The following is a 14,809-nucleotide window of genomic DNA, read 5'->3' on the forward strand; positions in this document are numbered from 1 at the left end:
GACATGGAACTCTGTCGACCCTACTATTTTTCCATTTGTGGGTGGTCAACTTTTTGTTTAGCAAAGTGGTCAACTTTTTGATTGACAAACACAACACGTACATATGCCCTGCTAAGCACATCCTTACCTATAGAACTACGACTCGTGAAGGGTATCGAGAATACGTTTCGAATCCCGAGACCTGCAAGACATGTCCCTTTTTGACTCAATGCACGCGCTCAAAAGATAACCGAAAAGTCGTAACCCGCCATGTGTGGGAGGAAAGTAAGGAATGGGTACGTGAGAACAGATTGAGTAGATCCGGGAAACGTCTGTACCAAAAGAGAAAAGAAACGATTGAGCGAAGCTTCGCGGATGCCAAAGAGCTCCATGGGTTTCGCTATTGCCGTTTCCGGGGAAAGTCAAAAGTCTTGGAACAGGCGCTACTTACAGCAGCCTGTCAGAACATGAAAAAGATTGCCCTCCACCTCGCTAAGAAGGGGTAACGAGAGGGCAATCTGAATTTATATAGCTACTTACTCAAACAAATGAAATACCCCTGTCTAGGACATACATTCGACAGGGGTATTTCAACATTCTGTAAGCCTGCGGAAGCAGGCTTTTTTTGAAACAGTAAGAAATTATAACTTTACCTGAGGGGAAGTCTCTTGTTGTTCAAGAGATTTCCCCTTCTTTATTAAAGTAAAGAGTATTGATATGCAAGTGGAGACAAACGAGTTGAAACGAATATTCTTTAACTTACATCGGCATTGGGATTTTAATCCTCATGTTCACAGGCTGGTAACAGAAGGCGGACTGACCTTTCCCTATCATAATATATCTCTGAGAACGAAAAATTGAGGGAGTAAGTTCACTGATGTCGCAGTCTGACATCTGTACACTCCCCATGAATATTTATCACTCTGGTTTCTGGTACCTGAATTACTGGGCCAGTTTCGCCGTCTCCCTAGTCAAAGAGATCTCTCTACTTCTGCTCCCTTCTTGGTTTCTGTAGACCGTCTCGACGGTTGAATCAAAATCCAAAATGAGCTTTCCGGCAAATGAGTGGCTATGACCTAGTGGTTAAGCTGACGAAGCTGCATTTCAACTAAGAACTCATGGCGGCAAGTCGCTCCAGTTCCTTGTACAGCAGAGAATGGTGAGGGCACCGTCCACCTTAAAATCGCTCTACAGAGTAGAGAAGGATCATTCAGAAAGGGAGATGGAGGTTGCCGCCTAGTTACAGTCGAGTTGTCGAAACGCAGCTTCCAGTTTTATTTCCTCGAGGAAATCCAAGGCAACCTTGCCACCAGCGCAAAAAGTAGAGTTCTTTAGCGTAAATTCAGCTAATTCGGGCAGTATTTGCAGTATACTTCACCTCAAAGGTACTCCTTTCTATGGGTGATGTTGTTCTAGTCAAACACCATTCTGCCAAAGAGTGGGGCACTTTTTAGTTACTTTCGAAATTCGGGTTATATTGTTTTTGTGTTTTTGCCAACAATTATAATAAGCGGTTTATATAAAATTTGTATTTATCCCCGCGGTAGTAAGCTTTTCGAAATTCAGTTGGATGGCCACCTTCTAAGTAAAAAATAGAAGTAACGATAAAAATCGGGCTCCCCTGTTTAATCTTTAGATGCTCAACAATGTACTCATCCGCTACATCGACTTCAAAGGTTTGTTTAACCATATACGGCTTAACATATCCTGTGGCTTCATAAAGATCGTACGTTGAAAATCCTTCCCCCTTCCCCTCCAAATTTCTTGCTGCTTCAGCCATTTTCTTTCCGAGATCCAAGGGAAACGTAGAAAAATACAAAGACATAGGTAATTCGTCTCCAAAACCCAGTAGCTTTAGATGGAACACCGGTTCCCCATCAGTAAGATTGAGCACCGAAGCTGTCTTAAGATCCGAAGGTTCAATATATTCATCGAGAACGCGGGTAGAAGGGTTCAATCCCCTCATTGACATTGTCTCTTTAAAAGTTGTAATTTGCTGTAAAGCTTGATTAATCTTGAGATTAGTTACAAAGGTACCTTTACCATGCATTCTCTCCAGAAGACCATCCTTCTCAGCTTCTGATATTGCTTGGCGAACTGTAACACGACTCACATTAAACATCTCACACATTTCCCGTTCAGAAGGTATCTGCGACCCAGGTGGCCAAACCCCTTCATCGATTTGTTTTCGAATAAAGAGAACCAGTTGTTTATATAGTGGTTGAAATTCATTTAGTTCCATTTATACACCTCCATTCTTTACCTTACAAGCATCAACGATAGATAAGGAATAAAAATAACAGCTAACAATACAATTACCATCACTGAGGAAAACGGAATCGATCCTCGTAGAACAGTCTCAATTGGCTGATTTGTAATGTTTGATACAATAAACAAATTCATCCCCAAAGGAGGGGTTAGCAATGCCAATTCCATATTTAAAACGAAAATGATTCCAAAATGTACTGGATCTATCCCAAGCTGGTTCATAATCGGAATGATTATTGGAGCAGTTAGTAAAAGTATAGATGTAATATCTAAAAAACATCCTAGTACTAACAGCAATAAGTTCACCATTAATAAAAATGTGTATGGAGTCATGTTTAATCCAACAACTGCGTTTGTTAAAGTTTGGGGTATTTGAAGCAAAGATAGTACAAACCCAAAAACACTTGCCCCAGCAATAATTAACAAAATCATTGAAGTGGACTCAACGGATTTTCTTGTTGCTTCCCAAAACCTCGCTAAATTCAATCCGCCATAGACGAAATGTCCTATCAGAAATGCATACACTGCTGAAACGGCTGCTGCCTCAGTTGGGGTAAAGAATCCACCGTAAATTCCAATTGCAATAAACAATGGCATTAAAACAATCCAAATAGAATTTTTCAATGCTGTCCTTCTTTCAGTCCAATTCGCTTTTGATGGTAGTTGAATCTTTTCCTTGCTGGTCACAAATAATCCCATTATGATAAGTCCGATCGCAATTAAAGCACCTGGTACAAAACCAGCCATAAACAATTTGCCTACACTAACCTCGGCCACGGAACCATAAACGATCATAGGAATGCTTGGTGGTATCACTATTCCCAATCCACCGGCTACCGCAAAAATCCCCATAACATGTTTAGGATTGTACCCTTTGCGTATCATTTCGGGAATTAGCACGGATCCAATGGCAACCAGCGTTGCGGAAGATGACCCGGTGATTGCCGCAAAGAAAGCGGTGGCCAGTACAGAAACAGTGAATAATCCCCCACGCCAATGACCGATTAAACTGTCAATTCCTTTTATTAAATATTGAATCACTCCAGCAACTATCAATAGTTCAGAAGCAAGGAGAAAGAAAGGAATTGATGTTAGTAAGAAGCTGTCGACCGAATCAAACATCATTTGCGGGACCGCCGAGTAAACTTTTGGGTTGTTTACCAGAAGGTATAACATAAATAATCCTGCCAGGGAAAGTGCAAACGCAATAGGAAGACCTATCAGAAGCAATACAAATAGTGAAGCGATTGCAATCACTTCCATTACGTTCTCTCCTTCCTCAACCAGCGTATATTCAGATATATTTTTTCAAGAAACCGAAAACTGATCAAAATGGCTCCTACAGGGACAGCAAGCTTCGGAATAAACATTGGCATTCTCCAAGCAGATGTTGATTTTTCACTTATTAAATAACTGTGCCAGACCAAATTTACACCTTTAAAAAAGATAAACAAACACAGTCCCAAACCTAAGAGAAATGCTAAGGTTTGAAAACCTATCCTGATTTTTTCAGGCAAACGTTTTAATAAAATGTCTATGGTAATGTGTTTGTCGTTTTTTAATGCTAAAGACGCACCGATAAAAATACACCAAACTATTAAATAACGTACTGCTTCTTCCATAATTGAACTTGAATAGTCCCAAAATACACGTAACACAACAGACGTAAAGACTAATACACACGCAGCAATGAGAAATATGCCGCTAATTAAGGTCTCGGTTTTACTTAAGATACGGCTGAATCTATTCTCCATACCCATTCCTCCCCAGATACAGTTAAAGGCCTTGTCTTTATGACAAGGCCTCTAGGTCACTTAATGGCCTGATTGACCTTCTCTAACAGTTGTTTGTCCTTGAATTCATCATAAATGGAATGAAGTTTTGTCTTCCATTTGGCGTGTTCATCAGCAGAGAGTTTGTGGATCTTAACTCCACCGTCCTGCAACGTCTTTAGGTGTTTACCCATTATTTGCTCCAAATCATCTCGATTTGCTTTAATTGCAACTTGAGTGGCTTCTTCAATTATTTTTTGGTTTTCAGGACTTAAACCTTTCCAAAAATCAAGGTTAATAACGATTGGATAAACAATCGAACTGATTTTAATGTCTGTCATATTCTTAACTACTTCACTGAGCTTATTTGGTGCTGCATAGCTGACTGTTGTCAAGACCCCTTGAAGTACACCTTGTTGCAATGCCATATAGACTTCACTTGCTGGCATAGTGATTGGATTTCCTCCAAGTGTTTTCACACTTTTCTCCAGCTCAGCTGTGTGAACCCTTATTTTTTGACCAGAAATTTGATCTATTGAAGTTATAGGCGATTTGCTGAAAAGATCAAGCGGAACATTGGCAACATACCCAAGTCCTTTCAACCCTTTTGCTTCCAATTTATCAAGTAATTCCTTACCTACTTTGCCATCAGTTGCCTTATACAAACTTTCTTGACTAGGAAACAACATTGGTAAATCGAATACACCGAAAGTTGGTTCAATTGATGATAGATAGCCTGTTGAGCCCAAACTCATCTGGATTATACCTTGGTTTACCGCTTCTAAGGCCGCCTGTTCCTTTGGATACAAACTGCCTTGGTGAAAAACTTCTACCGAAATTTTGCCACCACTTTTTTCTTCCACTGCTTTCTTAAAAGTATCTGCCCAAATTCCTTTTGGATGAGAGGCAGGTGATTCGTGAGCAATTTTAATCGTTACTTTTTGATCCGCTCTTTGAGTATTAGTTCTGGTTGGTGTTGAACTTGAACATCCTGACAATATTAGCACCGTCGTAAGTACTGAGCTAAAAAACGAAAACATACGTTTTTTCACGCCAATCTCCTCCCTTAATATCAATTAGATATTTATTTTTGTTCAAATAAACTATTGGCTTCTAACTTGTTAATGGAATTAAGCGCTTGCACAACTGTTTCCCTTAAAAGAGTCACGAATGCTGTGTGTATTGGCCATCTCAGACCATCTGCGCTGGCATCAACGAAACCGGTGATGCCGTCTATGAAACTTACGTCCGCACTACGTTTTAAGACACGTTCTTCAATCTCCGCATTGTGAAAAACATGAATATCGTTACACAATGCAGCTAAACAAGCCGCTATTCCATATGCCCCCCAGTTTGAAATGGATGCTGCAACCAGTACATCCACTTTATTCACTGGAGCTATTCCCCCACCACAACCGCACCGACATTCACTCCCGTAGGGAATATGCTGTTGAATCTTTTCTTTTATATTCCCCATTCCAATCTCATTCCCACCATCTCCGATACCGATAGTGGCTATTCCTTTTTCAGCAGCTCTTTCAATGAGGACGTCAATTTTTGCCATCCATTTCGTTGTCTCGGCACCTCGACTTGTATGGATTTCCCGTTTTTCATTCACTCCTCCTTTCTCAATTACAATGACCGCTGACGGTTTAAAATTATTTATTAGAAAATCGGAGACCTGTTCAGCTTGATCAAATTCTGAAGGGAATCCAATCACTGCTGCTGCGTGTATTGGGGCATGGTAATGATGGGCTTTAAGCGCCTCTTCCGCTGATACCACTCGCAAACCGGTTGCTTCCAACACTTTCTCCGTGGCTGAAACAAGATGTTCTTCAATGAGGATTATAGGCACAGCACCTAATCCAAGATGCAAAGCTCTTGCCAAAGACACCGCTCCTGGCGGGCCATCTGTCTCAGCAATTTTTGGGGTAACATGGGGTCGATCAGGCCATCCTGTCCCAAGCAATACATAGTCGCCTGGTTTTACCCGTTCTTTTAATAAACGGGCAGCTGACATCGCCAATGGATACTGCATCTTACTTCTTGCAAAGTAGTAAAGTAGGTGTATAACATTGCGTGAAGCAATATCTAGACTGACTAACTGATCAATTCGTTCTCCAAGTAACTCAAAAACATCCTCTTTACTTTGCACGAGATTTAAGGGGCGATTTCTCAATGCGTTCCACTCTCCCCGGTTCAAAAATTTGTTGACTGATCAAAAAATTCACTCTATAATGAATTTAGCGACTGGTAGTTACCAATATGTAAACACATAATAACATTTGTGTCAATCGGATTCTACGAAATATAGAATACTGTGCGGAGGTAATAACATGTCGAAAAGTCAACTACGTATCCTTTGCCCTAATGGTCATTTGGGTTTCGCTCCAACCAAAGAAGGCAGTTTTAGAATCGGTGCAGCTACCAAACCCGACTATTATTGTTGTGATTCAGGAAGTGATGATATTGGTCCTGCGCCATTGGGAGCTGACAAGTGTGCAAGTATGTATGAGTGGCAAAAGCATGACCTTGAATTAATGTTATTGGCTGCCAGAGAACAAGGGGTTCCAATGATCGTGGGATCTGCTGGGGACACCGGTTCAAACAGTAGGGTCGATATGTACGTTCAAATCATTAAAGACTTAGCTAAAGAACACAATTTGCCTAAATTTAAGTTAGCTTATTTTTACTCTGAGGTGGATAAAAAATATCTTCAAGACAAAATGAAAAAGGGAATTCGAATTGAAGGTCTTGACGGAAGACAAGATCTCTCAATAAACGATTTAGAGAAAACAGATAGAATTGTAGCTGTTGCAGGTGTTCACCCCTACATTAAGGCTTTACAAATGGGGGCTGACGTTATTATTGGCGGACGTTCAAGTGATTGTGCGGTTTTTGCAGCTCCTGCAATTAAAGAAGGGTTTTCGGAGGATCTAGCCTATTATCTCGGAAAGGTACTCGAATGTGCATCTTTTTGTGCAGAACCTTATGGTGCAAAGGAAACGGTTATCGGTACAATTACGGAAAATGATGTCAGAGTTACTGCAATGCACCCCGATCAACGTTGTACAATCGCATCGGTTGCTGGGCATGCAATGTACGAAAGATCGAATCCATTTTATGAGTATGTAGCAGGCGGAATGTTGGACATGACTAACTGTAAATACGAGCAATACGATGAAAAAACCTGCCGGATAACAGGCTCTGTTTTTGTTCCAATTGAAGGAAAAGTTAAAGTGAAGTTGGAAGGAGCAGGTAAGGTAGGGGAAAAATACATTGGTATTGCCGGCATACGAGATCCTTATACTATCGAAAATATTGATAAAGTTATTGAATGGTGTAAACAGCAAGTTGAGGAGAAATTTACCGGTAAAGAGTATTACCTGGACTATAAAATTTTCGGTAAAAACGGAGTAATGGGAGACTTGGAACCAATTAAAGAAATAAAGTCTCATGAATTGTGTGTAATTGTAGAAGGCGTAGCTCCTACAAAAGAAATGGCCGAAGAGGTGACATTAACGGGCACAAGACAGATATTCTATGCGAGACTTCCCGAAGTTAAAGGAACAGCTGGCACCGCCGCTTTTGTGGTGGACGAAGTTCTTCCTGCAACCCCAGCTTATACGTGGACCTTAAATCATGTTATTCCAGTAGACGATCCAATGGAATTGTTTGATGTGAAACTTATTGAAGTTGGAAATTAAGAAAGGTGAGATTAATATGAGGACAATTAAATTAGTGGAGCTTGCTAAAACTATAAGAAGCAAAAATGCTGGAACTGATAAGATTACATTTGACATTATATTTCGTGAAAAGGAAAACTACGAAATTGTTAAAGCTAGCAAGACCATTACAAGGGAATCTGTTGTTCAATTATTTGGAATACCGGAGGAAAGAATTTGTGACTTTGTAGAATTTGATCCTGCCTACGCGATCAAATTTACAATATATCGGACTTCTCCAAGTGGAAGTCTTGGAGAAAGAGACATATTTGGGTGCCAACAGTATCCTCCCTTGTTAGATATTGAAGTCCCCGTTGAATAAAACAAAACACCCTTGGTCTAGTTTAATGAGATCAAGGGTGTTATTAGTACGATAATAACTGTCAGAGAGTTGTTATTCTCCGCTTGTAAAGTTTTCAAATGTATCGTCCTTGGTGCTCTGAGTGGGGCCAACCTGGTACAGTTCGTCATCTCCCGTGGGAGCGTGAAATTCCGGCTGAATGAACCTCGGGTGAATTGGAGCGGGATCCCCAGTCTGAAACTGCCTCATCTGCTCCTTCAATTCTTCTATGTCCCGTTCCGGTTTACGAATTTGTTCCTCCATACGCATCCCTCCATACGGTTAGAATTCACAAAAAGTCCGGTCTTATGTGGTTGCAAGGGATAGAATTTCCGTACAGGGCCACCGTATAAATGAGGTGATTTTTAGTGAAAAATTGTCTAGCTCTGCCCACGGCACTCTTGTTGTTTATCAGTACAGCAGGTTTCGCAAATGCGGATCCGCCTGCCCGGAACCTTGAGGCCACTGTACTCCGTCTTGACATATCGGACATCCGCTTTGTCCCCATGACTCTTCAGGCCCCCTTCGGGAAACCTCTGGTTCTTGAAGTGCGTAATAACGGAAAAGAGGAACATAATCTCGTTATCCCGGATTTGAACATTTACACTTATAACTTGCGGTCGGGTGAAAGGATCAAACTGCGACTGCAGGTTGACAAGAGGGGAATATTCAGGTTTTATTCGGATGCTCCCGGCTATCCCGAAGCGAATTTGTCGGGCAGGATCTCGATTCAATAGAGGGTTGCCATAATGGGTAAATCAGGAAAGGAGTGGATTTCCATTTCGCATCGGTACGGGCCCGAGTTAAAGAATTCGGAAACCGTTCTGCATGTATGAACGGCTTACGACAAGCGGAAGGGCAAGTATGGCTGAATCGCCGAATTCAATGGATATTTTTATGTTCTGGGAAACGCTGGACTCTTCAGTGAAGGAGATGAAAGGCAAGATGAAGTTGGGAATGATCGGTCTGGGCAAAATGGGCTTCAACCTGGTCCTGAATTTGCTCGATCACAAGCATACCGTGGTAGCTTATGACGTCAATCCGGAACCTGCCCGCGAACTGTCGGGAAAAGGGGCAATTGCGGCAGGGACAATTGAGGAGCTTGTCAGTCTTCTTGAACCTCCTCGAATTGTTTGGATAATGGTCCCAGCCGGGTCGATTGTGGAATCGGTCATTGACACCTTGATTCCGCTGTTGTCAGAGGGGGACATTGTTATTGAGGGTGGCAACTCCCATTACAAGGAATCCATCGCCCGCGCCGACAGGTTACGGCTGCACGGGATTCACTTTTTTGACGTGGGAACCTCAGGCGGCATGGAAGGAGCACGTCGTGGAGCTTGTTTGATGATTGGTGGAGACCAGCGGATATTCACGGAGATTGAGCCGGTTTTTCGTGACATCTCGGTGCAGAAAGGATATATGTATGCAGGTGCAAACGGCAGCGGCCACTTCCTGAAAATGGTCCACAACGGCATTGAATACGGTATGATGCAGGCGATCGCCGAAGGGTTCGAAGTGCTCGACAAAAGCCAATTTGAATTTGATTATGAGAAGGTCGCCCGCGTTTGGGCAAACGGCTCCGTCATTCGCGGCTGGCTGATGGATCTGACCGAACGGGCGTTTTCCAAGGATCCCAAACTGGAGGAAATTCGAGGTGTTATGCATTCCTCCGGCGAGGGAAAGTGGACGGTGGAAACGGCACTGGAACTGCAGGCCAATGTTCCGGTGATTGCCCTGTCGCTTTTGATGCGATATCGCTCGCTTGAAGAGGATACATTTCACGGCAAGGTGGTGGCCGCCTTGCGCAACGAATTTGGCGGTCACGAAGTGGTGCGGAACCAGTAATGATGGTTCCTTTTTTTATGTTTTTTGATAAATTTTATATACAGAATAGCATTTGACTGGAGAGGAGACAGTTCACCATGAAGTTCGTAACGTTCCGCACAACCGAAGGACTCAAGGTCGGTGTAAGCACGGAATCGGGTGTTGTACAGGTCGAGGAACCAATCGAAAGTATACTTGCAGGAGGCAGTCAAATGCTGCAGACAGTGGCTGCCAAGGTGCAGCAGGTTCTGGAAAGCGGCAATTGCATTCCTTTTAAGGAAGAGGAACTGATCCTTGGTCCTTGTGTTCCGAATCCCGGCAAAATCATCTGTGTAGGGCTCAACTACCGGAAACATGCGGAAGAGTCCAACATGCCGATTCCCCAGTTCCCGATTCTCTTTAACAAGTTCAATAATTGCCTGGCTGCTCACGGGGAAGAGATTCCTCTGCCGCTTGAATCGGAACAGGTGGACTATGAAGCGGAGTTGGCCATTGTCATTGGAAAAACGGCCAAGAGGGTGACCAGGGAAGAGGCGCTTGAATTTGTGTTTGGATATTGCGCCGCCAATGATCTGTCCGCACGCGACCTGCAGTTTCGCACAAACCAATGGCTGCTCGGAAAATGCTGTGACGGATTTGCTCCGTTAGGCCCCTGTCTGGTGACTGCCGAAGAGGTGGGGAATCCCAATGATTTGGGTATCCGTACTTACGTAAACGATGAAATCCGACAAAACTCCAATACAGCGGATATGGTTTTCCACTGTGACGAACTGATCAGTTATATCTCACATTACGTTACCCTGGAGCCGGGTGACGTCATCCTGACAGGAACCCCGGAGGGAGTCATTATGGGGTATCCGAAAGACAAACAGGTGTGGCTCAAGGACGGGGATGTAGTGACAATTGAAATTGACAGGCTGGGTCGTCTCACCAATCTCATGAGACGGGGATAAAACATGTTTCGAAATGAAGAAGTTAAATTGCTTGGGGGTCAGGGGTAATAGGTCTTAAGTACTGTTTTTTGTTTGTTTGCAATTTTCGACAACTTTTTCTCTTGGAACATGATTATAATGATTTGTACGGGGATTCAGGGGGAAAAGGGGTTGAACCAAGTGCATCACAATGTTTTGTTCATGTCGCTCGACATGACCGGTAACGATGTGGAATACAGCCTGCAAAGAATTGACAAAGATTTGGACAAGTTGGACAAGAAACTGAATCATCTGGAACAAGACCTGTCACTGTTGATGTTCGAAATTGAGTGCCGGTTGCGATTCCAACATCTGTCCCAGGCCATTTGATTCCGGGTCAAAACAAGAAACAGTATTTTTTATTTGCCCGCTAATCAAGGGCTTTTTTTCTTGGGCCTGGACAAGTATCATAACAAAATATAGCTGTTGAATGGAGGAAATCATGGAGACCGTACACTCTACTCAAACCAAATCGGGAAGGAAGGCTTGGATCGAAGGTGTGGCAAGAGCTCTTCCGGTTGTGCTTGGTTACATTCCGGTAGGTTTCGCATTCGGGGTACTGAGCCAAAAAGCGGGGATTTCCCTATGGAATGCCCTCCTGATGTCCTTTCTTGTATACGCGGGCTCCGCACAATTGATTGCAGCCGGATTGATTGGAGCTGGGACTCCGGCCCTGTCGATTGTTCTTACCACTTTCGTCGTAAATCTTCGTCACCTGTTGATGTCGGCCGCCCTGTCTCCTTATCTTAAGAAGTGGCGCAAAAGGGAACTGGCCGTTTTTTCCTATCAACTTACCGATGAAACCTTTGCTCTGCATTCCGTTCAATTTGCCAAAGGGATGCCTGGCAAACCGGAAGTCTTTGCTGTCAATATAACATCCCAGGCATCATGGGTGTTTGGAACTTGGTTGGGTGTTACCGCGGGCCAATTGATAACGGATGTTAAACCGCTGGCTTTGGACTATGCGTTGCCGGCCATGTTTATTGCACTTTTGCTCCTGCAATTGAGAGACCGTCTCCAGATCTATGTGGCCCTGCTTACAGGATTGTTGGCTGTAGGGATGCTGTTGCTGGGATTTGACAGGTGGAATGTGATCATTGCAACCGTTTTGGGGGCAACCATAGGGACGGTGGTGGAACTGCGATGGAACAGAAAACGATTTTCCTGATCATTTTGGGTATGGCACTGGTCACGTATATACCGCGGGTTATGCCGCTTTGGCTGTTGTCTGCAAAATCGCTGCCACCGGTTGTCACAATCTGGCTGCGCTACGTGCCTGTGGCGGTGCTTGCTGCTATGTTGTTGCCTTCTCTGGTTGTAAGGGATCAGAGGATCGATCTGGGGTTTGACAATCTTTTCTTATGGGCTGCGATCCCCACGATACTGACTGCCTGGAAGACCAGAAGCTTTTTTGGAACGGTCGTGGTCGGAATGGGTACCGTTGCCGCTGCCAGGTATCTGTTGAGCATGTAGAAAGAGGAATCGATATCTATAATAAACTCAACCCGGATAAGAGGGAAAAACAACGATTTACGGGACGGATTTACATATCCTGGGCGGTGACGTACCGGCGGTAACCGAGGGCCGAACGCTTGGACACGAAGGGGTCGGAATTGTAGAAGAAGTCGGCCCGGGCGTCAACAATTTCAAACCCGGCGACAGAGTGCTGATTTCTTGTGTCACTTCCTGTGGAAGGTGCGATTCTTGCAAAAAAGCGATGTACGCCCATTGTGAAGACGGCGGTTGGATTTTAGGGCACCTGATCGACGGTACCCAGGCGGAATACGTTCGTATCCCTTATGCCGATACGAGCATGTATCACATCCCTCAGGGAAGCGATGAGGAAGCACTTGTCATGTTGAGCGACATCTTGCCGACAGGTTTTGAAATCGGAGTGATCAACGGCGGCGTTCAGCCGGGGGATGTGGTCGCTATTGTCGGGGCCGGTCCGGTCGGGATGTCGGCACTCCTGACAGCACAACTTTATTCGCCGGCGGAGATCATCATGGTCGACCTTGACGATAACCGCTTGGAGCAGTCCAAAAAGTTCGGGGCCACCAAGACAGTGAACAGTTCCGAGAGAAATGCGGTTGAGCAAGTGATGGAAGTTACGGATGGAAAGGGCGTCGATGTAGCGATGGAGGCCGTCGGGTTTCCGATGACCTTCGACATCTGTCAGCAAATCCTCAAGCCCGGCGGACGTCTGGCGAACATCGGTGTACACGGCAAGCCTGTCGAACTGCATTTGGAGCAATTGTGGATTCGAAATGTCAAGATCACGACCGGATTGGTTAGCACGAGTACGACACCGATGCTGTTAAATACAGTGCAGTCTGGGAAGATCCAACCCAAACAGTTGATCACCCATCGCTTTCCGCTGGATCAGATCATGCAGGCGTACGATGTGTTTCGCAATGCTGCCAAAGAAAAAGCGATGAAGGTGATTTTATTCAACGATTGACCCTTTTGGCGGGCAGAGGAACGGCTCAAACCGTTCCTCTTCAAATCGCTTCCTGATTGCCTGGAATTCAGATGTGTGTCTCTTTCTGTTTTTGCTTTAACCGTTCTTCAAGTATACGAATCATGAATAAAAAGTGCTCAGCTTCGCGAACAACGTGGTCAGCCAGTAAAGGATTGATTACGTTTCGAATCCGGCAATTTTTTATTAGTTCAAACCCCGTTTTCTTGAAGTTTCTCAATTCTTCAGTTGTACTTACTTTCACTATCTTTATTCATTTTTCCAATTATTGGATATGTCGGTTTCTTACGATAAAGCATTGATTCAACATCTCTGGCCTGGTTTAACAGGGTTTCAAAATCGTCACCAAATTTTCGTGCGGTAACTACCAAATTTCGCTCAGATTGGTCCAGTAATGAAGCGATGAAACGGGAATGTTCCATCATAATGCGTAGCCAGAAGACATTCTCATGGATAATGGCGTCTTGAACAGGCTCGACTATGCCATTGTTAAATTTTTGAAGGCTATTCATAAAATATTCTGCTTCACGAGCAATATGATCAACAAGGAGAGGAAAATTAAAACCTTGAACTTTACAATTTATTATCAGGATGAGAAGATTTCGTTTGAAATTTCTAAATCCAAACACTAACTGAATACTGTCTTCATTAAGTTTTCTAACTGCTTCGACTGATTCCTGGGTTTGATACGCCCTTTTTTCCTGTTGCCCAAAATAGTGGAAGAAACGGTCGGTTTGTTGAATTAAATCTTTATCATTTCGATTCATACCTTCCCAAGAAACAGTGCATGCTCCTTCATAATACGAAGCCAAAATTTATTTTATTTTCAGTCAGGGAGCGCTCAATAAACATTTTTTCTGAAAGAGACTCTGATGGGGCCGCAAGTTGTTCTGGTGGCAAAAGCATGGCTCTTGTTCTGTCTTCAGCAAAATGCCCCTGCATGTTAGGTTGACTCCACATTTGGTTTCACCTCTCAATTTGGATAGGCTAATGTATGATATGTGGAGATTGTGGTTTGGTGTATATCCCAGAACACACGTTTTCAAATCTGCTAAGTCCTGTTCCCCGACTTGAACTCGGCTTGCGTTCCCGAATGCAGATGAACGGATGATCAAGTACGGCATGGTTGGCAGCATGAGCCGGCAAGGGAACTGCTTTGATTACGCATGTATCGAGTCCTTCCACAAAATACATCGAGTTTTTCTATAACCGACAAAGGATTCACTCGTCGGTTGGACATAGATTTTAATTATAGAAATCCATGTAGGGCGACTCCGATTTTTGTAGGTATGTTTGTGTCGCCGAACAGGTAAAGGCTTAAAAAGGTTTTGTATTTACTGAAAACAGGGAGTATGTTATGATATGAATGACCATTCAGTCAAAACTGCTCCTTCCAACCGTTCGGTTGCGGACGGATAGCAGAAACATTGTTTGGCCCATACGCGAACCGC

14 protein-coding genes and 4 pseudogenes are annotated in these 14,809 nt (G+C 43.7%); 11 read left to right on the top strand and 7 right to left on the bottom strand.

Going from position 1 to position 14,809, the window contains the following annotated elements; genetic code table 11:
* Positions 1–86: 86 nt before the first annotated feature.
* Positions 87–485: pseudogene (locus EFBL_RS02250) on the top strand (transposase); the annotation flags it as partial.
* Between the two features lie 995 nt (positions 486–1,480).
* Here the strand turns inward: EFBL_RS02250 and EFBL_RS02255 are convergent.
* The 5 genes from EFBL_RS02255 to EFBL_RS02275 are packed head-to-tail and all read right to left on the bottom strand — an operon-like array spanning position 1,481 to position 6,198.
* The gene (locus EFBL_RS02255; RefSeq protein ID WP_096180522.1) at positions 1,481–2,221 is read right to left on the bottom strand and encodes a GntR family transcriptional regulator; all 741 of its coding nucleotides are present in this window, start codon (positions 2,219–2,221) and stop codon (positions 1,481–1,483) included.
* 17 nt (positions 2,222–2,238) lie between these two features.
* On the bottom strand, positions 2,239–3,510 hold the full coding sequence (locus tag EFBL_RS02260; RefSeq protein WP_096180523.1) for a TRAP transporter large permease: 1,272 nt from the start codon (positions 3,508–3,510) through the stop codon (positions 2,239–2,241).
* On the bottom strand, positions 3,510–4,001 hold the full coding sequence (locus EFBL_RS02265) for a TRAP transporter small permease (protein ID WP_165912747.1): 492 nt from the start codon (positions 3,999–4,001) through the stop codon (positions 3,510–3,512). The genes EFBL_RS02260 and EFBL_RS02265 overlap by 1 nt, the downstream gene beginning before the upstream one ends.
* A gap of 56 nt (positions 4,002–4,057) precedes the next feature.
* Positions 4,058–5,071 carry a TRAP transporter substrate-binding protein gene (locus EFBL_RS02270; RefSeq protein ID WP_096180525.1) on the bottom strand — a complete coding sequence of 338 codons (1,014 nt, stop codon included), beginning with the start codon at positions 5,069–5,071 and terminating at the stop codon, positions 4,058–4,060.
* Between the two features lie 32 nt (positions 5,072–5,103).
* Positions 5,104–6,198 carry a DUF4392 domain-containing protein gene (locus EFBL_RS02275; RefSeq protein WP_165912746.1) on the bottom strand — a complete coding sequence of 365 codons (1,095 nt, stop codon included), beginning with the start codon at positions 6,196–6,198 and terminating at the stop codon, positions 5,104–5,106.
* A 157-nt stretch (positions 6,199–6,355) separates the two neighbouring features.
* On the opposite strand from EFBL_RS02275, the gene EFBL_RS02280 reads away from it, so the two are divergent.
* Together EFBL_RS02280 and EFBL_RS02285 are read left to right on the top strand one after the other, a co-directional pair.
* The gene (locus EFBL_RS02280; protein ID WP_096180527.1) at positions 6,356–7,726 is read left to right on the top strand and encodes an acyclic terpene utilization AtuA family protein; all 1,371 of its coding nucleotides are present in this window, start codon (positions 6,356–6,358) and stop codon (positions 7,724–7,726) included.
* 16 nt (positions 7,727–7,742) lie between these two features.
* Positions 7,743–8,066 carry a DUF4387 domain-containing protein gene (locus EFBL_RS02285; RefSeq protein ID WP_096180528.1) on the top strand — a complete coding sequence of 108 codons (324 nt, stop codon included), beginning with the start codon at positions 7,743–7,745 and terminating at the stop codon, positions 8,064–8,066.
* Positions 8,067–8,138: 72 nt separating this feature from the next.
* On the opposite strand, the gene EFBL_RS02290 is transcribed toward EFBL_RS02285, so the two are convergent.
* Complete coding sequence (locus tag EFBL_RS02290; RefSeq protein ID WP_096180529.1) at positions 8,139–8,348, bottom strand: hypothetical protein; 210 nt, start codon at positions 8,346–8,348, stop codon at positions 8,139–8,141.
* Between the two features lie 104 nt (positions 8,349–8,452).
* On the opposite strand from EFBL_RS02290, the gene EFBL_RS02295 reads away from it, so the two are divergent.
* From EFBL_RS02295 to EFBL_RS02325, 7 genes and pseudogenes are all read left to right on the top strand, one after another.
* Positions 8,453–8,821 (top strand): cupredoxin domain-containing protein, encoded by a 369-nt coding sequence (locus EFBL_RS02295; protein ID WP_096180530.1) that lies wholly within the window; start codon positions 8,453–8,455, stop codon positions 8,819–8,821.
* 208 nt (positions 8,822–9,029) lie between these two features.
* On the top strand, positions 9,030–9,929 hold the full coding sequence (gnd, locus tag EFBL_RS02300; RefSeq protein ID WP_096180556.1) for a phosphogluconate dehydrogenase (NAD(+)-dependent, decarboxylating): 900 nt from the start codon (positions 9,030–9,032) through the stop codon (positions 9,927–9,929).
* 77 nt (positions 9,930–10,006) lie between these two features.
* Positions 10,007–10,861 carry a fumarylacetoacetate hydrolase family protein gene (locus tag EFBL_RS02305; protein WP_096180531.1) on the top strand — a complete coding sequence of 285 codons (855 nt, stop codon included), beginning with the start codon at positions 10,007–10,009 and terminating at the stop codon, positions 10,859–10,861.
* A gap of 150 nt (positions 10,862–11,011) precedes the next feature.
* On the top strand, positions 11,012–11,209 hold the full coding sequence (locus tag EFBL_RS02310; RefSeq protein ID WP_131927813.1) for a hypothetical protein: 198 nt from the start codon (positions 11,012–11,014) through the stop codon (positions 11,207–11,209).
* Positions 11,210–11,321: 112 nt separating this feature from the next.
* The gene (locus EFBL_RS02315; protein ID WP_096180533.1) at positions 11,322–12,047 is read left to right on the top strand and encodes an AzlC family ABC transporter permease; all 726 of its coding nucleotides are present in this window, start codon (positions 11,322–11,324) and stop codon (positions 12,045–12,047) included.
* On the top strand, positions 12,023–12,352 hold the full coding sequence (locus EFBL_RS02320) for an AzlD domain-containing protein (RefSeq protein ID WP_096180534.1): 330 nt from the start codon (positions 12,023–12,025) through the stop codon (positions 12,350–12,352). The genes EFBL_RS02315 and EFBL_RS02320 overlap by 25 nt, the downstream gene beginning before the upstream one ends.
* A 46-nt stretch (positions 12,353–12,398) precedes the next feature.
* Positions 12,399–13,340: pseudogene (locus tag EFBL_RS02325) on the top strand (zinc-dependent alcohol dehydrogenase family protein); the annotation flags it as partial.
* Between the two features lie 67 nt (positions 13,341–13,407).
* Here the strand turns inward: EFBL_RS02325 and EFBL_RS02330 are convergent.
* A pseudogene (locus EFBL_RS02330) lies at positions 13,408–14,318 on the bottom strand (DUF2935 domain-containing protein).
* Positions 14,319–14,471: 153 nt separating this feature from the next.
* On the opposite strand from EFBL_RS02330, the pseudogene EFBL_RS22045 reads away from it, so the two are divergent.
* Positions 14,472–14,607 (top strand): annotated as a pseudogene (locus EFBL_RS22045) (IS3 family transposase); the annotation flags it as partial.
* Positions 14,608–14,809 lie beyond the last annotated feature (202 nt).

It is taken from the genome of Effusibacillus lacus (assembly GCF_002335525.1).
GTDB lineage: Bacteria > Bacillota > Bacilli > Tumebacillales > Effusibacillaceae > Effusibacillus > Effusibacillus lacus.